Consider the following 18,058-nt stretch of genomic DNA (forward strand, 5'->3'; position numbering starts at 1 on the left):
CTACGCCACGGCGCGGCTACTCGGCAGGACCCAGCCGCACCGGCGGCGACGTCGGCGACGCCGCGCGCACGATGGTGATGAGACGGTCCGTCAGCTGGATCGGGCTCGCGTGCGGATCGTCGTACGGGAGCAGCCGGTGCCCGCGCAGCACGCTCACCACCAGGTCCTCGGTGTCCCGTACCGACTTGCCGACCTCGGCCTTGCGGGCGGGACGCTCGATGAGGTCGAGGCCGCTGCCCTGCTGGATCAGGTCCTCCATCACGGTGCCCGCGCTCGGGCTGAGCACCGAGAGGCCCAGCAGCCGGCCGGCCGCGCTCGCGCTCGTGATGACCGCGTCCGCGCCGGACTGGCGCAGCAGCGGGGCGTTCTCCTCCTCGCGCACCGCCGCGACGATCTTCGCCCCGCGGTTGAGCTGCCGGGCGGTCAGGGTGACCAGGACCGCCGTGTCGTCCCGCTGGGTGGCGATGACGATCTGACGGGCCTTCTGCAGCTCCGCGCGGAGAAGGACGTCGGAGCGGGTGGCGTCGCCGACCACGCCCGTGAATCCCTCCGCGTTGGCCGTGTCGATCACCTTGGCGCTGGGGTCGACGATGACGACCTGCTCCTTGGAGAGGCCGGTGGCCAGCAGCGTCAGAAGGGCCGAGCGGCCCTTCGTGCCGAAGCCGACGACGACCGTGTGCTCACGCAAGTTCTTCCTCCAGCGCTTGAGCCGCCACTCTTCCCTCGTCCGTTCCGTCAGGACTTCCAGGGTGGTACCGACCAGGATGATCAGGAACAGCACGCGCAGCGGCGTGATCACCAGGATGTTGATCAGTCGTGCGCTGTCGCTGTACGGCACGATGTCGCCGTAACCGGTCGTGGACAGCGTCACCGTCGCGTAGTAGAAGCAGTCGAGGAGATCGACCTGCTCGTTGGCGTTGTCGTGGTAGCCCTCGCGGTCCAGCCACACGACGAAGACCGTCAGGAAGAGCACGAACAGGGCCATCAGCAGACGTTTGCCGACCTGGCTCAGCGGAGCCTCGACGACGCGTTTGGGCAGCTTGATGCGCCGGGAGACGAGCTTCTCGTCGGCGCCGCGGGCCATGGAGTCCTGGCCGTGCAGTTTCACGTGAAACATCCTCCAGAAACCCAGGGCAGATCGAGAATCTCCAGTTCCTGCCCGGACCGCGCGCCCTTGGGCGGTACGACGGCCAGCGCGTCGGCGGCGGCCACACCGCGCAGCATCGCAGGTCCGTGGTAGCGCAGCGGCACCGCGTGCTCGTCGCTCAGCACGACCGGGACCAGCCGGGTGTCGTACGGGTGGCCGGGCACGTCGCCCTGGACCGGCGCCGTGTAGCGGGGGCGCCCGCGGCGGCCGGCGAGGGCGCGCAGCAGGGGTTCGGCGAGGGTCAGCAGCCCGGAGACGGCGGCCAGCGGGTTGCCGGGCAGTCCGACCACATGGCGCACCGTGTCCCCGTCGGGGGTCCCGGACCCGATGCGGGCCAGCAGCATGGGGTGCCCGGGGCGCACCGCCACCCCGTCGACCAGCAGTTCGGCGCCGGCCTCGCGCAGCACCGGGTGGACGTGGTCGACGGGTCCGGAGGCGGTGCCGCCCGTGGTGACGAGGACATCGGCGGTGCTCGTGGTGACGGCCTCCAGCAGGGCCGCGGCCCCCGCCGGGTCGTCGCCGAGCCGCCGCGTGCGGACGACCTCGGCGCCGAGGCGCTCCATCCAGGGCCCGAGCATGGGGCTGAGGGCGTCGCGGACCAGCCCCTCGTGCGGGCGGCCTTCGGTGAGGAGCTCGTCGCCGAGCACCAGGATCTCCACGCGGGGGCGGGGCCGGGTGGTCAGCTCGTCGTACCCGGCGGCCGCGGCGAGCCCCAGCACGGCCGGGGTGACCAGGGAGCCGGCGGGCAGCAGCAGGTCGCCGGAGCGGCACTCCTGGCCCCGCGGGCGGATGTCCTGGCCGGTGAGGACGGGCCGGTCGGCGAAGAGCTGGGTGCCGGCCTCGCGGCAGTGTTCGCTGCGGATGACGGCGGTGGTGTCGATGGGGATCCGGGCGCCGGTGGCGATGCGTACGGCCTCGCCGTCGGTGAGGGGCTCCGGCCGCTCGGAGCCGGCCAGGACGCCGCCGCCGGCGCGCAGGCTCCAGGGGCCGGGGCCCGCGACGGCCCAGCCGTCCATGGCGGAGGTGTCGAAGGACGGCAGGTCGGTCAGTGCGTCCAGGGGGGTGGCCAGGACCTCGCCGAGGGCGTCCGCGAGGGGCACGCGGTGGGTGCGGGGCAGCACCCTGCTCCCGGCGTGGGCGGCGGTGTCCCGGGCCCGCTGCCAGCCGGACGCGCGGTGGCCGCCCGCGCCGCCTCCGGCGCCGCCCGTGCCGCCGCCCTCGGGGGCGCGGCTGACCAGCGCCAGGGCCTCGTCGAGGGCCTGCTCGGCGGAGTTCGTGGGGGTCATCCGGAGCCGTTCTGTTCGGCGGTGTCGGCCGCTGCCTCGTCGGCCCACCGCAGCGCCAGGGCGGCCGCCTTGCGGGAGGCCTCGGCGACAGCCTGGGCGGGGTCGGCGCCGGTGGCGGCGGCGTGGGCGGCCGCGTAGCCGACCAGGAAGGTGGTCAGCGGTGCGGCGGGCCGGGCGACGCCGTGGGCGGCGTCCCGGGCGAGGTCGAGCAGGGTCTTGGTGTCGACGGGGAGGTCGATGCCCAGTTCGCTCTTGACGGCGGTGATCCATTGGTCCAGCACGGTTCCATGCTCCCTGATCCTGGCGCGGGCGGCGGCGAGATCGTCCCAGGTGTCGCAGTCGAAGGAGGCGAGTGGCCGTGACGTGATGCGGGCGAGGTCCAGTTCGGCGGTGAGGGCACGGAGCGGGAGCCCGGCCAGGGTGCCGTGCTCGGCGGCGAGCAGGGCGATCTCGCGGCGCAGCGGCTCGGCCCGGTAGGCGGCGACCAGCGGCTGGTCCCGGCCGTCGGGGTCGCGCAGCATCGCCCCGTCCGTGCCGGGGGCGTCCAGCAGGGCCCGTACGGTCTCCCGGTCGAGGAACGGCAGGTCGGCGGAGAGCACGAGGACCTGCTCGGCGGTGGTCCGGCGCAGCCCGGCGTCCAGCGCGGCCACGGGGCCGCCGCCGGGCGGGTCCTCGCGGGTCCAGCGGACCGGGCGCGCGGTGGGGCGGCGACCGCCGACCACGACGGTGGTCCGGGCGTCCGGGCAGGCGTCGAGGACGCGGTCGAGGAGTGCGCGGCCGCCGACGCTCAGCGCGGGCTTGTCGGCCCCGCCGAGTCGCCGAGCGGCGCCGCCGGCCAGCACGATCGCGTCGTAGCTCATGCCCTTGAGTATGCGGCGGCCATGTCCCTGGCCGGGAGCCGCACTTCTCGGGGGCCCACCCCCCCCGCGGGGATGCGGGGTGCCGCGCCGTTGGACGGGGGCGCTGCCCCCGGACCCCCGCGCCTCGAACTCCCCCAGCTACCGCTGGGAGGTACCCCTGGCGGGGCTGAAGATGGCGAAAGCGGGTCCGGGCCGCGCCGTGGGGCGTGGGCCGGACCCGCTTTTCCGCTGCCCGACGGGGGCTAGAGGTAGGGGCCCGAGCGGATCGCGCCGTGGCCGCCGTCCTCGTCGTCGTCGTGCGGCCCGCCCGGCGGGAGGGCGCGGCGCATCTGCTCCAACTGGGCCCGCGCCGCCATCTGCTGCGCGAACAGGGCCGTCTGGATGCCGTGGAAGAGACCCTCCAGCCAGCCCACCAACTGGGCCTGGGCGATCCGGAGTTCGGCCTCGGAGGGAATGGCCTCCTCGGTGAACGGAAGCGACAGGCGCTCCAGTTCCTCCACGAGCTCCGGAGCCAGGCCGTCCTCCAGCTCCTTGACCGAGGCGGCATGGATGTCCTTGAGCCGGACCCGGCTCGCCTCGTCGAGAGGCGCGGCACGTACCTCTTCCAGGAGTTGCTTGATCATGCTGCCGATCCGCATGACCTTGGCGGGCTGTTCGACCATTTCCGTCACCGGGACCTCGCGCGACTCGTCATCGGCGTCGCCGACCGCCGTCCCGTCCTGTCCCACGATCAGGACGTGCGGGGGGCTGTCCTGCGACCGTTCACTCCTCGGCATCTCCATGCCGTCATTCTCTCGCACACCTCCGTACTCACACGGTGTGCCCCCGTACAGTCGTGATCCACCCTGTACGGGGGCACCAAGCGTGGCACCGGTGGCACCGGTCTCGGCCCCTGGCCCTATCCCGCGGCCCGGCGGGCCAGCGCGCCGCTGGAGCGGGTGACCAGGGCGGCCAGCAGGGCCGCGCCCAGCGGAACCACGACGACGAGCCCGCCGAGGGTCTCCCACGGCAGGGAGATCGGTACGAACGGCACCGCTTCCGTCACCGCCGCGAAGCCCTGCTCGATCGACTCGCGGTAGAGCGCCTCCGCTTCCCGCTGTTCCGTCAGGCGCAGGCCGACAGCGGGCAGGATCCCGGCCGCCGAGCCCAGGACGACGCCCATCAGGGCGACCACCCCGCACTGGAAGCCGCTCAGCGTCCGCCGCACCCGCGGCGCCGCGCCCACCGCGGCCAGCGTCTTCAGGTCGGCCTCGGCATCGGCCTGGGCCAGCCCGGTCGCGATGCCGGCCGCGCCGATGGTGACGAGTCCCGCGAAGACGGCGAGGGCCAGCATGACGAGGCTGTTGTCGCCCTCGTACCCCGCCTCGATGCGCAGGGAGGCCTCCACGCCCATCCGGTCGATCTCCCCGTCCATCCTCTGGCGCTGCTCCGTGGACGCCGTACCGTCGAGGCTGAAGTACGAGCCCACGGGCGCGGTGACCAGTCCGGCGGCCTTGGCCGCCGAGGGCGGCAGGATCAGCTCGACGCCCCAGCTCTGGGCCGAGTCGGGCGCCACGTGGACGGGGAGGACCTTGTCCTCACCGGGCGTATCGTCGTAGCGCCCGAGCATGATGTCGTCCTCGCCCTGCTCGGTGATGATCCGCAGGGTGATCTGGCCGTGCCTGACCTGGCGCTTGTCGAAGGAGACGGCCTGGCCGGCCTTGAGGGCGGCCACGGAGCCCGGGTCGGTCACCGCGAGCACGCTCAGCACCTTCTCGTCGCCGACGAGGACGGAATGCTGCGTGCCGAACCGCGAGTCCTGGCAGCGCCAGTCCTGGCGCAGTTCCTTGCGCTGCTCCTCGGGGAAGGCCGAGCTGCCCTTGGCGTCCTCGTAGAGCGGGCAGCGCTGCTCCTTGGGCGTGATGACCTCGGCGCGGCCGCAGCCGGGGTCCCCGGAGAACGACTCGCAGCCCGGCTTGCCGACGACCACCCGGTCGATGTCCGCCCGCTGGGCCAGCGGCAGTTCCCGGGAGAGGGCCTCGCGGAGCGCGGGCACCTCCTTGTAGGCGCTGTTCTCGCTGGTCTCCAGCAGCCCGGTGCCGTGCGGCAGCTCGGCCCGGTACTCGTGGCGCATCTGGACGTCGAAGCTCTGCTGGTACGTCGCCACGGCGACGGTTCCGGCGACGGCGGCCAGTACGGCGGCCACGGCGGGAGCCGTACGCCCGCGGTTGCGCACGGCGTCGCGCAGCGCGAGCCGCGGCGACAGCGGCAGCCACCGCCCGAGCCGGCCGAACAGGCCGACCAGGACCGGGGTGAGGGCGACGATGCCGAGTTCGGCGAGGGCGCTGCCGCCCGCGACGACGGTGCTGCCCAGCTCCGAGGTGGTGCCGTAGAGGGCGATCGCGGCGCCTGCGGCGACGGCGATCAGGCCGAGGACGGGCAGCACCCGGTTGGCGCGGCGGATGCCGCGGCGGCCGGTCAGGGAGGCCAGCACGGTCTGCCGGGAGGCGGTGACTGCGGGGACGATCGCGGCCAGCAGGCCGGTGATCACGGCGAGCAGGGCGATGCCGGCCAGTTCCAGCGGGCGGAAGTCGAGGCCGCCGAAGCGGTTGCCGAGCGTGTCCTCCAGCACCGGCCGCAGCACGACGGTGAGCAGGACGCCGACGACGGTGCCGATGACGGCGGCGACGGCGCCGATGACCAGGCCGCCGGAGAGCACGATGGAGCGGATGTGGCGCCGGTCGCCGCCGTTGGCGCCGACCAGGCCCAGCTGGCGGCGCGAGCGGCGGGCGCCGACCGCGAAGGCCGGTCCGGCGAGCAGGCAGATCTCCAGCATGGCCAGGCCCACGACGGTGGCCAGGATGGCCATCTGGACGGCCTTGCTGCCGTTGTCCTCGAACATCGCCTTCGGCTCGTCCCGGTAGAGCGGGACCTCGGAGTCGGCGGGCGGGTCGAGGATGACGGCGCGGGAGACGACGACCAGGCCCTTGGTGTTGGCCGCCTTGACCGCGTCCCAGGTGACACCCGCGCCGCCGACCTTGACCAGGTAGTTGTCGTCGGGGGTCACGGTGCGCCCGCCGGAGGCCTCCAGCGCCTTGTTCAGCGGGGCGATCAGCGTCCCGGGCGGGGCGATGATCTCGGGGCGTGAGAGTTCGTCCGGCAGCTCGTAGGCGCCGACGATCTTGTACGGGGAAGTGGCGCCGCGCGGGGTGACCGAGGAGCCGACGAAGAGGCCGGAGTCCTTCAGGAAGGCCTGGGTGGCGATGACCTCGTGCGGGGCCGCGGGCAGCCGGCCGCGGTTGAGCGTGATCATGCCCTTCACCAGGGAGCTGTGCGTGTCGAGTTCGCGCAGCTGGGTGTCGAGCAGGCCGTGCGTGGTGCGGACCTTGGTGTAACCGCTGGTGTCCTTGAGGACCTGGGAACCGGCCGGGAGCAGGGACTCCACCGGTTCCGGCTTCTCCCGCGAGGCCTTCGAGGGGTCGTAGTCCTTGTAACCGCCGACGGGCGCGGATCTTGAGCCGTCGGGGGTCTGGTTGACGGGCCCGGACATGTGCGAGTGGCTCACCCGGGCGTCGGCGGTGCCGATCATCCGGGTGACGGTCTGCTCGGGGGAGAGCTCGGCGCTGCGCAGCGTGAGGTCGGCGGCGCTCACCCCGACGATCGGCAGGGCGAGCATGGCAAGGACGAGGGCGCTGCGGCCCTTGGCGCGCCAGGCGTCGCGGCGGGCGATGCGCAGGGCCGCGACCCAGGAGTGGTACCAGCCTTGGAGCGGAGAGGTCACTGGCCGGCCGCCTGCCCGGAGAGGAGGGAGTCGGCGTGGCTGCGCAGGGTCTCGTCGACCACGCTGCCGTCGCGCAGGAAGACCACGCGGTCGGCCCAGGCGGCGAAGCGCGGCTCGTGCGTGACGAGGATCCCGGCGGCGCCCGCGTCGCAGCGGGCGCGCAGCAGGGCGAGGACGGACTCGCCGGTCTCGGAGTCGAGGGCGCCGGTCGGTTCGTCGGCCAGGACCAGGCGGCGGTCGCCGACGAGGGCGCGGGCGATGGCCACGCGCTGCTGCTGGCCGCCGGACATCTCGTCGGGGAAGCGGTCGGCGAGCTGGCCGAGGCCCATCTCCTCCAGCGCGGCGAGCGCGGAGGCGCGGGCCTTGCGGGCGGAGGTCCCGTCGAGTTCCCGGGGCAGTGCCACGTTCTCGGCGGCGGTGAGGGCCGGTATCAGGTTGTAGTCCTGGAAGACGTACCCGATGCTGCGGCGGCGCAGGGCGGCCAGCTGCTTGCGGCTCGCCGCGGTGATGTCGGTGCCCTCGACGATCACCCGGCCGCCGCTCGGGGTGTCGAGGCCCCCCGCGAGGGTGAGCAGCGTGGACTTGCCGGAGCCGGAAGGGCCCATGACGGCGACGAGTTCGCCGGGGAAGACGGAGAGGTCGATCCCGCGCAGGGCGTGCACCTCGGTGGCACCGCTGCCGTGCGTGCGGACGAGTCGGTCCAACTGCAGCACGGGCTGCTGGGACTGAGGCTGGGGCTGGGGCTGGTCAGGCATGGAGTGTCCCCCCTGGAACGGTGGTTCAGCCACGGCGCGTACGAGCGGTACGGGGCGGCGTGGTGGTGGTCGGGGCCGGGGTCCCGGCTGCGGCGGCCTGGGGTCGTTCGGGGTCCGCGGCTCTCCGGTCGGCCGGCAGGGAGAGCCGGACGAGCCGGGCTTCGCAGTGGTCGAGCCAGCGGGCCTCGGCCTCGGTCTGGAAGATCAGCTGTTCCAGGACGAGCAGCCAGGCCACGTCGTCGCGTTCGCGGGACTGGCCGCTCTCGACCGCGGCGAGCGCCGTGGCCTTGAGCCGGGTGTAGTCCTGCATCGCCTTGATCGTGGCGTGCCGCTGGGACTGGATGACCGAGCGGATGTCCACGCCGGGGGCGCCCACGGCCATGGCGAGCTTGATGGACAGCTCGTCGCGGGGCGGGTTGGCCCGGTCGACGGGCCGCTCGTACCACTGGAGCAGCTCGGTGCGCCCGGCGTCGGTGATGGCGTAGAGGGTGTGGCCGGCGGCGTCCTCGCCGCCGGGGGCGACGAGGCCGTCCCGTTCGAGACGGGCGAGGGTCGTGTACACCTGCCCGACGTTGAGGGGCCAGGTGGAGCCGGTGCGGGATTCGAACTCGGTGCGCAGCTGGGAGCCGTACCGAGGACCCCGTTCCAGCAGGGCGAGTAGCCCGTGACGGATCGACATACTCGGTATGTATACCGAGTATGTTCACGCACGGCAACCATCCTGAGGTGTACGTCGCAAGGGGGACGCCGCCCGGAGCGGGAGGTACGGGCCGCTCACATCCCCCGGCGCAGGCGCATCCCCATGTAGCCGAGACCGAGGCCCATCAGGGCGAATCCGGTGCCGAGCGGCAGTATGTGCGCGGCCAGGTCGGCGGCCCGGTCGTTGGTCCCGGTGCCGAGTGCGGTGACCACCGCCGACGGCGGGCTCGGGGCGGCGACGGCGGCCGTCGGCGGACGAGGGGTCGTGGCGGTGGGCGCGGCGGGATCGGCGGGCGCGGCGGGATCGGCTGGCTCGGTGCGCGGGCGGGCCGGCAGCGGGCGGGAGGCCACCGTCAGCTCCGGGTTGGCGGGCTCGCCGACCGGCCGCCCGGGGCGCTCGCGCCCGACCCCGGCGACGCTTCCGGCCAGCTCCTCGTAGGGGTCGTCGGGGGAGGCGGGTGCGGCGGGCGCGGCGACCTGCCGGGCCGGGGTGAGGTAGGGGCCGGCGGACGCGGAAGCGGTGGGCGCGAGCGCGGCGGCGGCCAGGGCCGCGCAGGCCAGCCAGTGCGGCGGGCGGAAGCCTTGGATCACGGGGAGCCCCTCCCGTCCCGAGCCACGAGCTGCTCGCTGCGCGTCAGAGATATGCGCCCAGATTTACATAGTGGGGCAAAAGCGGCATCCCGGACGCCCCATCGGGGTGTCCGGGATGCCGGTGTGTCGGACTGCGCTTCGTGCCGCGCCGCCGGGGCTCCGCCGGGCGGCGCCGCGCGGCGGAGACTGTCGCGCTATTCGGGGTTGCCGGTCGACACGGTCAGCGTGTACTCCGTGCCTTCCTTGTCGATCTTCTCGCCGGCGGCCGGGGACTGGAACAGCACCGTGTCCTTGCCGTACACGGCCTCGTCCTTCGGCACGATCGTGTACCTGCCGCCCGAGGCCTGGATGCACTCCTTCACGGAGAGCAGGTTCTTGTACTTGAGGTCCGGCGCCGAGTACTTGCCGGCCTCGCTGTAGTGCTTCACCGGCTCCGTGCACTTCTTCTTGTCGATCGTGCGCGTGAGGTCGGGCCCCTTGAACCCGGCCTTCGCGGAGGCCGACGCGGACGCGGAGCTCCCCGGGTCCGCCGTGGTGCCCCCCTTGTCGTCGTCGCCGTTCATCGAGATCGCCGCGATCAGACCGCCCACGGCCAGCAGCGCCACCGCGATCGCGCCCACGACCACCGGCCTGTTCCGCTTGCCGTCACCGGCCGCCGCGGACGAGCCCGCCGCGGACTGCGTGCCCGTCGGGGAGATCGTGTACGGCGGCGGGGTCTGCGGCCCGTACTGCTGCTGCGGCGGGGGCGTGTGCGGGTAGGCGTAGCCGCCCTGCGCGTGCTGTGGGGCCGGCGTCGGCGCGTACGGGGCCGGCGCCGGGGTGTGCGGCGCCTGATACGGCTGCTGCACCGACTGCGGGGGCGCCTGGTACCCGGACTCCACCGGCGGGAACACCGCCGAGGCCACACCCGCGCCGCTGCTCAGGGGCCCCTGGCCCTGGACGATGACCGGCGCTCCGGTCTGCCCGGCGCCCAGCACCCGCGCGACCTCGTCGCCCATGGCCGCGGCCGTGGGGAAACGCTCGTTCGGGTTCTTCTTCAGGGCCCGTGCCACCAGCGCGTCCATCGCCGGGGTCAGCGACCGGTTGACGGAGGACGGGGCGACCGGCTCCTCCTGCACATGGGCGTACGCGATGGCCAGCGGCGAGTCCGCGTCGAAGGGGATCCGCCCGGTCAGCAGCTGGAACAGCATGATGCCGACCGAGTAGAGGTCGGAACGGGCGTCGACCCCGCGCCCCAGCGCCTGCTCGGGCGAGAGGTACTGGGGGGTGCCGACGACCATGCCGGTCTGCGTCATCGAGGTGACCCCCGACTGCATGGCGCGGGCGATGCCGAAGTCCATCACCTTGACCACGCCGCGCTTGTTCACCATCACGTTGCCGGGCTTGATGTCGCGGTGGACGAGCCCCATCTCGTGGCTGGTCTCCAGGGCGGCCAGCACATCGGCCGTCACCTTCAGAGCCTTGTCCGCCGGCATGGCCCCGTGCAGGCGGATGTCCTCCTCCAGCACCGAGCCCAGCGGCCGGCCCTCCACGTACTCCATGACGATGTACGGCATCACCGCGCCGTCGCCCGCGGCGCCGCCGCCGAACGTCACTTCGCCTTCGCCGGTGTCGAACACCGAGACGATGTTCGTGTGCGACAGTTTCGCTACAGCCTGGGCCTCGCGGCGGAATCGCTCGCGGAAGGACTGCTCGCGGCCGAGGTCGCTGTGCAGCGTCTTGATGGCGACCTGTCGGTCGAGGGCCGAGTCGTACGCCAGGTACACGGAGGCCATGCCGCCCGCACCCAGCAAGTCCCTTAGCTGGTAACGGCCACCGGCCAGAGAGCCGCCCGCGTACTGGCCCTGAGTGCCGTCCTGGCTCATGACTGTTGCTTCCCCTCGGGATGTGTCCCCACGCCGCTGGCCGGGCGCATATGGCGCCCAGTCTGCCCGAGGGCAAGCACACGTCAAGCCAGGTGCCCGTTCCGTGACCACACGGGCACAGGCGGCCTTGTCCGAACGGTGACCGGTTCCGAGGCTGTAGCGTTCACCGGAGCACCGACGAAGAGGACGACCGCTGAGCGGCGGCCGAGAGATACGACGGCGAGGACTGATGGCACCCGAACCCGATGGAAACGGCGCCGGGATGACCGATGGTCCTGAGCACTGGGGCGCCGGCGGCCTGGTGGGAGACGGCCGTTACCGGATGACGCACCGGCTGGGCCGCGGCGGCATGGCCGAGGTGTTCGCGGCCGAGGACGTCCGGCTGGGCCGCACCGTCGCCGTGAAGCTGCTGCGCGCGGACCTCGCCGAGGACCCGGTGTCCAAGGCGCGCTTCACGCGCGAGGCGCAGTCCGTCGCCGGACTCAACCACCACGCCGTCGTCGCCGTGTACGACTCGGGCGAGGACCGGGTCGGCCCGAACACCGTCCCGTACATCGTGATGGAGCTCGTCGAGGGCCGCACCATCCGCGACCTCCTGCTCAGCGCCGAGGCCCCGGGCCCCGAGCAGGCGCTCATCATCACCTCGGGCGTGCTCGAAGCCCTCGCGTACTCGCACCAGCACGGCATCGTGCACCGCGACATCAAGCCCGCGAACGTCATCATCACCGAGACCGGCGCGGTCAAGGTGATGGACTTCGGCATCGCCCGCGCCCTGCACGGCGCCCAGTCGACGATGACCCAGACCGGCATGGTCATGGGCACCCCGCAGTACCTGTCGCCCGAGCAGGCCCTCGGCAAGGCCGTCGACCACCGCTCCGACCTGTACGCGACCGGCTGTCTGCTCTACGAACTGCTCGCGCTGCGTCCCCCGTTCACCGGCGAGACCCCGCTGTCGGTGGTCTACCAGCACGTCCAGGACGCGCCGGTGCCGCCCTCGCAGCTGCCGGAGGGGCGTCACCTCCCGCAGGAGCTCGACGGCCTGGTCATGCGCTCCCTCGCCAAGGATCCGGACGACCGGTTCCAGAGCGCCGAGGAGATGCGCGGGCTGGTGCAGTACGCGCTCCAGATGCTGCACGACCAGGGGCCGAACACCGGCACCTGGAGCACCGGCCCGGTCACCATGTCCCTGCCGCACGGGCGGGGCGGCGCCTCTGCCACCACGGCCATGCCCCTGCCCGGGAACGGTGGCCAGCAGCAGTACGGGGCGCACGCCTCGACCTCGCAGTTCCAGCAGCCGATGGTGCCGTCGCTGAACCCGGACGACGGCTCGGCCTTCCCCGGTGGCCACGGCCCGGCCGGCAACGGCGGTTACGACGGATACGACGGCTATGACGACCGCGGTGGCAGCGGCAGCCGCTGGAAGGGGTGGCTGTTCGCGGTCCTCGCGATCGTCGCGGTGATGGGCGGTGTGGCCTACGCCGTCAACAGCGTGGGCCAGGGCGACAAGAAGAAGCCCGAGACCACCCAGACCACCCCGGGCGACCAGCCGAGCAAGTCGGCTTCCCCGAACCTCACTCCGCCGCCGCAGACCCAGGACAACACCCCGCCCACCAGCGACAGTTCGCCCCAGGCGACCCGCAGCCGGACGCAGAGCTTCAGCCCGACGCCGACGGCCACCGCGACGCACACGCCGACGGGTTCGGCCTCGCCGAGCAGCTCGGCGACGACGAAGCCCGCGACGACCCCGCCGACGAAGCCGCCGACGACGGCGCCGACCAAGCCCGCGGAGCCGACCGGCGGCGCCGGTGGCCCCGGCGGTGGCGGCACCAACTCGGAGGAGTGAGACGGATACGCGGACGGGCCCGGCGGAATCAATTCCGCCGGGCCCGTCCCGTATCCGCGTGAGTGCGGGTCAGAGCGCGTACTGGTACTCCCGGTCCGGATTCCGGGCCAGTGAGTGCACGGTGACGAACTGGGGTTCTATTCGCATGTAGACGGGGTCGAAGACCTGGCCGTCGATGAAATGCGGAACCGGGCCGAAGAGCTCCAGTTCCGCGTTGGTGGGTTCGGTGACCTGCGCCGTTCCAGTGAACTGGACCGACCAGAGCTCGGGGTCCGGCGCATGGGAATTGTCGGCCCCGTAGGCCACCACACTGCCGTTGCAGGCCTGGTGGTAGCCGAAACCGGAATGCATTCTCAAGATCACCCTGCCGTCCGCCACGATATGGCGGGCGAGCGCGAGGAAGGGCAGCGCGCGCATGCTGGTGGCCACGCGGCCGTACGGCACCCGGCGCAGCAGTTCGACGGCGTGGAGTTCCTCGGGGGACATGGCGTCCACTCTCGGTCACCGACACCCCGCCGGGGAAGAGCAGCCCGCCCCGAGGACCGGGGACGTTGGTCCCGAAGGGAACACCGGGCCCCGTGGAACCCGTACCGCCACCCGGGCGTCACCGTGCGTGACGAGCGTGTGGGGGCGGGGGTCAGCGCCGCTCGGCCTGCAGGCGGGCCACGTAGGCGGCGGCCTGCGAGCGGCGCTCCATGCCCAGCTTGGAGAGCAGACTGGAGACGTAGTTCTTGATCGTCTTCTCGGCCAGGTGCAGCCGCTCGCCGATGACGCGGTTGGTCAGGCCCTCGCCGATCAGGTCGAGGATCTTCCGCTCCTGCTCGGTGAGGTGGGCCAGCCGGTCGTCGCCCCTGCCGCTCCTGCCGCCGTCGCGCAGCCGCTCCAGCACGCGGGCGGTGGCGACCGGGTCCAGCAGCGACTTGCCGGCGGCGACATCGCGTACGGCGCTCAGCAGCTCATTGCCGCGGATCGCCTTGAGCACGTAACCGGAGGCGCCGGCCATGATCGCGTCGAAGAGCGCCTCGTCGTCGGCGAAGGAGGTCAGCATCAGGCATTTGACGTCCTCGTCTTGGGAGCGCACCTCGCGGCAGACCTCCACACCGCTGCCGTCCGGGAGCCGGACGTCGAGGACGGCCACGTCGGGACGGGTGGCGGGGATGCGGACCAAGGCATCGGCCGCGGTACCGGCCTCGCCGACGATCTCGATGTCGTCTTCGACCGACAGGAGCTCGTGGACGCCCCGGCGTACCACTTCGTGGTCGTCCAGGAGGAATACCTTGATTTTTCCGTCTTCGCGCACGAAGTCAGTTTCACACACTCACCCCTTCCCTGCCGGAGTTACCCGGGATAACGTGCCGTTGTTCCCGGCCCCTGCAAGGCTGTGACCAGTGGTTGTTCCCGTTGCTGCGTTTTTACTAGGAAATCCAAGCAAAAACGCAGGTCAAACGGGGTTTCGCAGTTATGCGGCGCACTGGGTAACGTGCATTGCGCAGGGCACTCGCCGGGGCACCTGTCACGCCTGAATCCCCGTACGCGAAGCGCACCCACCCCGTGCGCTCGTTACGGATACAGGTGAGCCGCACTGGACCCCGGAGAACCCGGGTGCCGGACCGACGGAGGAGCACACGTGACCGTGGAGAGCACTGCCGCGCGCAAGCCGCGACGCAGCAGCGGCACCAAGCGGGCGGCAGGCGCGGCGAACGCCGCCGCCAAGCCCGCCGCTGCCACCGCGCAGACGCAGGACGCCGTACCTCAGCTCGTACAGCTGCTGACGCCCGAAGGGGACCGGGTAGAGAACGCGGACAACGCGGAATTCGCCCCCTTCGTCGCCGACATCACCACCGAGGACCTGCGCGGGCTGTACCGCGACATGGTCATGACCCGTCGCTTCGACGGTGAGGCGACCGCCCTGCAGCGTCAGGGCGAGCTGGGCCTGTGGGCCTCGCTCCTCGGGCAGGAGGCCGCCCAGATCGGCTCCGGCCGGGCGCTGAACGACGAGGACTACGTCTTCCCGACCTACCGCGAGCACGGCGTGGCCTGGTGCCGCGGGGTCGACCCGACCAACCTGCTCGGCATGTTCCGCGGCGTGAACCACGGCGGCTGGGACCCGAACACCAACAACTTCCACCTCTACACGATCGTCATCGGCTCGCAGACGCTCCACGCGACCGGTTACGCGATGGGTGTGGCCAAGGACGGCGCGGACTCCGCGGTCATCGCCTACTTCGGTGACGGCGCGTCCAGCCAGGGTGACGTCGCGGAGGCGTTCACCTTCTCCGCCGTCTACAACTCCCCCGTGGTGTTCTTCTGCCAGAACAACCAGTGGGCGATCTCCGAGCCGACCGAGCGCCAGATGCGCGTGCCGCTCTACCAGCGCGCGCAGGGCTTCGGCTTCCCGGGCGTCCGCGTCGACGGCAACGACGTGCTGGCCTGCCTGGCCGTGACCCGCTGGGCCCTGGACCGGGCCCGCCGGGGCGAGGGCCCGACCCTGGTCGAGGCGTTCACGTACCGCATGGGCGCGCACACCACCTCCGACGACCCGACGAAGTACCGGCGGGACGAGGAGACGGCCGCCTGGGAGGCCAAGGACCCGATCCTGCGCCTGAAGGCCCACCTGCTGGCCACCGGGGGCGCCGACGAGGCGTTCTTCACGGAGCTGGAGGCCGAGAGCGAGGCCATGGGCAAGCGCGTGCGCGAGGCCGTGCGCGCCATGCCCGACCCGGACACCATGGCGATCTTCGAGAACGTCTACGCGGACGGGCACGCGCTCGTCGACGAGGAGCGCGCCCAGTTCGCCGCCTACCTCGCGTCCTTCGAGGAGGGTCACTGATGGCTGTCGAAAAGATGTCGATCGCCAAGGCGCTCAACGAGTCGCTGCGCAAGGCGCTGGAGCAGGACCCCAAGGTCCTGATCATGGGTGAGGACGTCGGCAAGCTCGGCGGCGTCTTCCGGATCACCGACGGACTGCAGAAGGACTTCGGCGAGGAGCGGGTCATCGACACCCCGCTCGCCGAGTCCGGCATCGTCGGCACCGCCATCGGCCTGGCCCTGCGCGGGTACCGGCCGGTCGTGGAGATCCAGTTCGACGGTTTCGTCTTCCCCGCGTACGACCAGATCGTCACGCAGCTCGCGAAGATGCACGCCCGCGCCCTGGGCAAGGTCAAGATGCCCGTCGTCGTGCGCATCCCGTACGCGGGCGGCATCGGCGCGGTCGAGCACCACAGCGAGTCCCCCGAGGCGCTCTTCGCGCACGTGCCGGGCCTCAAGGTGGTCTCCCCCTCGAACGCGAGCGACGCCTACTGGATGCTCCAGCAGGCGATCCTCAGCGACGACCCGGTGATCTTCTTCGAGCCGAAGCGCCGCTACTGGGACAAGGGTGAGGTCGACTTCGACGCCATCCCCGGTGAGCTGCACAAGGCGCGCGTGAGCCGCGAGGGCTCGGACGTCACCCTGGCCGCCTACGGCCCGATGGTGAAGGTCTGCCTGGAGGCCGCGGCCGCGGCCGCCGAGGAGGGCAAGTCGGTGGAGGTCCTCGACCTGCGCTCGATGTCCCCGGTCGACTTCGACGGGATCCAGGCCTCGGTCGAGAAGACCCGCCGGCTCGTGGTCGTCCACGAGGCGCCGGTGTTCCTCGGCGTGGGCGCGGAGGTCGCCGCCCGCATCACGGAGCGGTGCTTCTACCACCTGGAGGCGCCGGTCCTGCGCGTGGGCGGTTTCCACGCCCCGTACCCGCCGGCCCGCCTGGAGGACGAGTACCTGCCCGGCCTGGACAGGGTGCTCGACGCCGTCGACCGCTCGCTGGCGTACTAGGAGACCCGCGTCATGACCATCCGCGAATTCAAGATGCCCGATGTGGGCGAGGGCCTCACCGAGGCCGAGATCCTCAAGTGGTACGTCCAGCCCGGTGACACGGTCACCGACGGTCAGGTCGTCTGCGAGGTCGAGACGGCCAAGGCCGCCGTGGAACTGCCGATCCCGTTCGACGGTGTCGTGCACGCGCTCCTCTTCGAGGAGGGCACCACGGTCGACGTCGGCCAGGTCATCATCTCGGTGCAGACCGGCGAGGCCGAGGCTGCCGCCCCCGTCCAGGAGGTGGCCGCTCCGGCCGCCGCCGAGGCCGCTGCCGAGCCGGCCCCGGCCGCCCGCCAGCCCGTCCTGGTCGGCTACGGAGTCTCCGAGTCCTCCACCAAGCGCCGCCCGCGCAAGGCCGCCCCGGCGCCCGCCGTGGCCGCGCAGAACGGCACGGCGGCCCCGGTGGCCGCCACCGCGGCTCCGGCCGCACCGGCGCCGCTGCCCGCCGTCCCGGCGCAGCCGAGCGGCGAGCGGCCGCTGGCCAAGCCGCCGGTGCGCAAGCTCGCCAAGGACCTCGGCATCGACCTGGCCTCGGTGGTCCCCACCGGCGACGGCGGGGTCGTGACCCGGGAGGACGTGCACGCCGCGGCCGCCGCGGCGATCACCCCGCAGGCCGCCGCGCCCGCGGCGGCTCCGGCCGCCGCCCCGGCCGCTGTGGCCGCGCCCGTCGCGGTGGCCGCGGCCGACGCCTCGGCGCGCGAGACCCGTATCCCGGTCAAGGGCGTCCGCAAGGTCACCGCGCAGGCCATGGTCGGCTCGGCCTTCACCGCGCCGCACGTCACCGAGTTCATCACCTTCGACGTGACGCGCACGATGAAGCTGGTCCAGGAGCTCAAGGCCGACCCGGACCTCGCGGGGCTGCGGATCAACCCGCTGCTGCTCATCGCCAAGGCGGTGCTGGTGGCCATCCGCCGCAACCCGGACGTCAACGCGTCCTGGGACGAGGCGGCCCAGGAGATCGTGCTCAAGCACTACGTCAACCTGGGCATCGCGGCGGCCACTCCGCGCGGGCTGATCGTCCCGAACATCAAGGACGCGCACGCCAAGACCCTCGGCGAGCTGTCGGAGTCCCTGTCCTCGCTGGTCGCCACGGCCCGTGACGGCAAGACCTCCCCGGCGGACATGCAGAACGGCACCATCACCATCACCAACGTCGGCGTCTTCGGCGTCGACACCGGTACGCCGATCCTGAACCCCGGCGAGTCCGCGATCCTCGCGGTCGGCGCGATCAAGCTCCAGCCGTGGGTCCACAAGGGCAAGGTGAAGCCGCGCCAGGTCACCACACTGGCGCTGTCCTTCGACCACCGTCTCATCGACGGCGAGCTCGGCTCCCGTTTCCTGGCCGACATCGCGGCGGTCCTGGAACACCCCCGCCGCCTGATCACCTGGTCGTAGCGGCA

Annotated in this window: 15 protein-coding genes; 4 read left to right on the top strand and 11 right to left on the bottom strand. The window is 72.4% G+C overall.

The features are described 5' to 3' along the window. Positions 1-16 precede the first annotated feature (16 nt). From ACFY0D_RS00440 to ACFY0D_RS00480, 9 genes are all read right to left on the bottom strand, one after another. Positions 17-1,117 carry a potassium channel family protein gene (locus ACFY0D_RS00440; RefSeq protein WP_390796245.1) on the bottom strand — a complete coding sequence of 367 codons (1,101 nt, stop codon included), beginning with the start codon at positions 1,115-1,117 and terminating at the stop codon, positions 17-19. Further along, positions 1,105-2,433, bottom strand: a complete 1,329-nt coding sequence (locus tag ACFY0D_RS00445; protein ID WP_390796246.1) for a molybdopterin molybdotransferase MoeA — start codon at positions 2,431-2,433, stop codon at positions 1,105-1,107. Before ACFY0D_RS00445 ends, ACFY0D_RS00440 begins: the two co-directional genes overlap by 13 nt. Beyond that, positions 2,430-3,293, bottom strand: a complete 864-nt coding sequence (locus ACFY0D_RS00450) for an NTP transferase domain-containing protein (protein WP_390796247.1) — start codon at positions 3,291-3,293, stop codon at positions 2,430-2,432. The genes ACFY0D_RS00445 and ACFY0D_RS00450 overlap by 4 nt, the downstream gene beginning before the upstream one ends. Before the next feature lie 242 nt (positions 3,294-3,535). After that, the gene (locus ACFY0D_RS00455) at positions 3,536-4,075 is read right to left on the bottom strand and encodes a bacterial proteasome activator family protein (protein WP_030014634.1); all 540 of its coding nucleotides are present in this window, start codon (positions 4,073-4,075) and stop codon (positions 3,536-3,538) included. A gap of 116 nt (positions 4,076-4,191) precedes the next feature. Continuing rightward, on the bottom strand, positions 4,192-6,948 hold the full coding sequence (locus ACFY0D_RS00460) for an FtsX-like permease family protein (protein WP_390796562.1): 2,757 nt from the start codon (positions 6,946-6,948) through the stop codon (positions 4,192-4,194). A 101-nt stretch (positions 6,949-7,049) separates the two neighbouring features. Then, a complete protein-coding gene (locus ACFY0D_RS00465; protein WP_390796248.1) occupies positions 7,050-7,808 on the bottom strand; it encodes an ABC transporter ATP-binding protein in 759 nt (252 codons plus the stop codon). Between the two features lie 25 nt (positions 7,809-7,833). Then, positions 7,834-8,487 (bottom strand): PadR family transcriptional regulator, encoded by a 654-nt coding sequence (locus ACFY0D_RS00470; protein WP_390796249.1) that lies wholly within the window; start codon positions 8,485-8,487, stop codon positions 7,834-7,836. A gap of 95 nt (positions 8,488-8,582) precedes the next feature. After that, positions 8,583-9,098, bottom strand: coding sequence for a hypothetical protein (locus ACFY0D_RS00475; RefSeq protein ID WP_390796250.1), 516 nt, complete (start codon positions 9,096-9,098; stop codon positions 8,583-8,585). Between the two features lie 194 nt (positions 9,099-9,292). Continuing rightward, on the bottom strand, positions 9,293-10,963 hold the full coding sequence (locus tag ACFY0D_RS00480) for a protein kinase (protein WP_390796251.1): 1,671 nt from the start codon (positions 10,961-10,963) through the stop codon (positions 9,293-9,295). A gap of 229 nt (positions 10,964-11,192) precedes the next feature. Between ACFY0D_RS00480 and ACFY0D_RS00485 the strand changes: the two genes are divergently transcribed. Beyond that, entirely contained in the window at positions 11,193-12,806 is a 1,614-nt protein-coding gene (locus tag ACFY0D_RS00485; RefSeq protein WP_390796252.1) for a protein kinase, read from the top strand. A 69-nt stretch (positions 12,807-12,875) separates the two neighbouring features. Here ACFY0D_RS00485 and ACFY0D_RS00490 read toward each other — a convergent pair whose 3' ends face one another. Together ACFY0D_RS00490 and ACFY0D_RS00495 are read right to left on the bottom strand one after the other, a co-directional pair. Continuing rightward, positions 12,876-13,292 (bottom strand): pyridoxamine 5'-phosphate oxidase family protein, encoded by a 417-nt coding sequence (locus ACFY0D_RS00490; protein WP_390796253.1) that lies wholly within the window; start codon positions 13,290-13,292, stop codon positions 12,876-12,878. 151 nt (positions 13,293-13,443) lie between these two features. After that, a complete protein-coding gene (locus ACFY0D_RS00495; RefSeq protein ID WP_382542608.1) occupies positions 13,444-14,106 on the bottom strand; it encodes a response regulator in 663 nt (220 codons plus the stop codon). Positions 14,107-14,433: 327 nt separating this feature from the next. Here ACFY0D_RS00495 and pdhA point away from each other — a divergent pair, with 327 nt between their 5' ends. From pdhA to ACFY0D_RS00510, 3 genes are read left to right on the top strand one after another with little or no spacing between them, the layout of a single operon-like run. Then, complete coding sequence (gene pdhA, locus ACFY0D_RS00500) at positions 14,434-15,636, top strand: pyruvate dehydrogenase (acetyl-transferring) E1 component subunit alpha (protein ID WP_030010543.1); 1,203 nt, start codon at positions 14,434-14,436, stop codon at positions 15,634-15,636. Further along, entirely contained in the window at positions 15,636-16,616 is a 981-nt protein-coding gene (locus ACFY0D_RS00505) for an alpha-ketoacid dehydrogenase subunit beta (protein ID WP_030010542.1), read from the top strand. Before pdhA ends, ACFY0D_RS00505 begins: the two co-directional genes overlap by 1 nt. A 12-nt stretch (positions 16,617-16,628) precedes the next feature. Then, on the top strand, positions 16,629-18,053 hold the full coding sequence (locus tag ACFY0D_RS00510; RefSeq protein ID WP_390796254.1) for a dihydrolipoamide acetyltransferase family protein: 1,425 nt from the start codon (positions 16,629-16,631) through the stop codon (positions 18,051-18,053). Positions 18,054-18,058 lie beyond the last annotated feature (5 nt).

The sequence above is a fragment of the Streptomyces sp. NPDC001502 genome, assembly GCF_042894785.1.
GTDB classification, from domain to species: domain Bacteria; phylum Actinomycetota; class Actinomycetes; order Streptomycetales; family Streptomycetaceae; genus Streptomyces; species Streptomyces kutzneri.

Excerpts from the sequence above, each read along its gene's own strand:
- ACFY0D_RS00440 (WP_390796245.1), bottom strand. The coding sequence starts at position 1,117 with ATGTTTCACGTGAAACTGCACGGCCAGGACTCCATGGCCCGCGGCGCC.
- ACFY0D_RS00445 (WP_390796246.1), bottom strand. The coding sequence starts at position 2,433 with ATGACCCCCACGAACTCCGCCGAGCAGGCCCTCGACGAGGCCCTGGCG.
- ACFY0D_RS00450 (WP_390796247.1), bottom strand. The coding sequence starts at position 3,293 with ATGAGCTACGACGCGATCGTGCTGGCCGGCGGCGCCGCTCGGCGACTC.
- ACFY0D_RS00455 (WP_030014634.1), bottom strand. The coding sequence starts at position 4,075 with ATGGAGATGCCGAGGAGTGAACGGTCGCAGGACAGCCCCCCGCACGTC.
- ACFY0D_RS00460 (WP_390796562.1), bottom strand. The coding sequence starts at position 6,948 with ATGCTCGCCCTGCCGATCGTCGGGGTGAGCGCCGCCGACCTCACGCTG.
- ACFY0D_RS00465 (WP_390796248.1), bottom strand. The coding sequence starts at position 7,808 with ATGCCTGACCAGCCCCAGCCCCAGCCTCAGTCCCAGCAGCCCGTGCTG.
- ACFY0D_RS00470 (WP_390796249.1), bottom strand. The coding sequence starts at position 8,487 with ATGTCGATCCGTCACGGGCTACTCGCCCTGCTGGAACGGGGTCCTCGG.
- ACFY0D_RS00480 (WP_390796251.1), bottom strand. The coding sequence starts at position 10,963 with ATGAGCCAGGACGGCACTCAGGGCCAGTACGCGGGCGGCTCTCTGGCC.
- ACFY0D_RS00485 (WP_390796252.1), top strand. The coding sequence starts at position 11,193 with ATGGCACCCGAACCCGATGGAAACGGCGCCGGGATGACCGATGGTCCT.
- ACFY0D_RS00490 (WP_390796253.1), bottom strand. The coding sequence starts at position 13,292 with ATGTCCCCCGAGGAACTCCACGCCGTCGAACTGCTGCGCCGGGTGCCG.
- ACFY0D_RS00505 (WP_030010542.1), top strand. The coding sequence starts at position 15,636 with ATGGCTGTCGAAAAGATGTCGATCGCCAAGGCGCTCAACGAGTCGCTG.
- ACFY0D_RS00510 (WP_390796254.1), top strand. The coding sequence starts at position 16,629 with ATGACCATCCGCGAATTCAAGATGCCCGATGTGGGCGAGGGCCTCACC.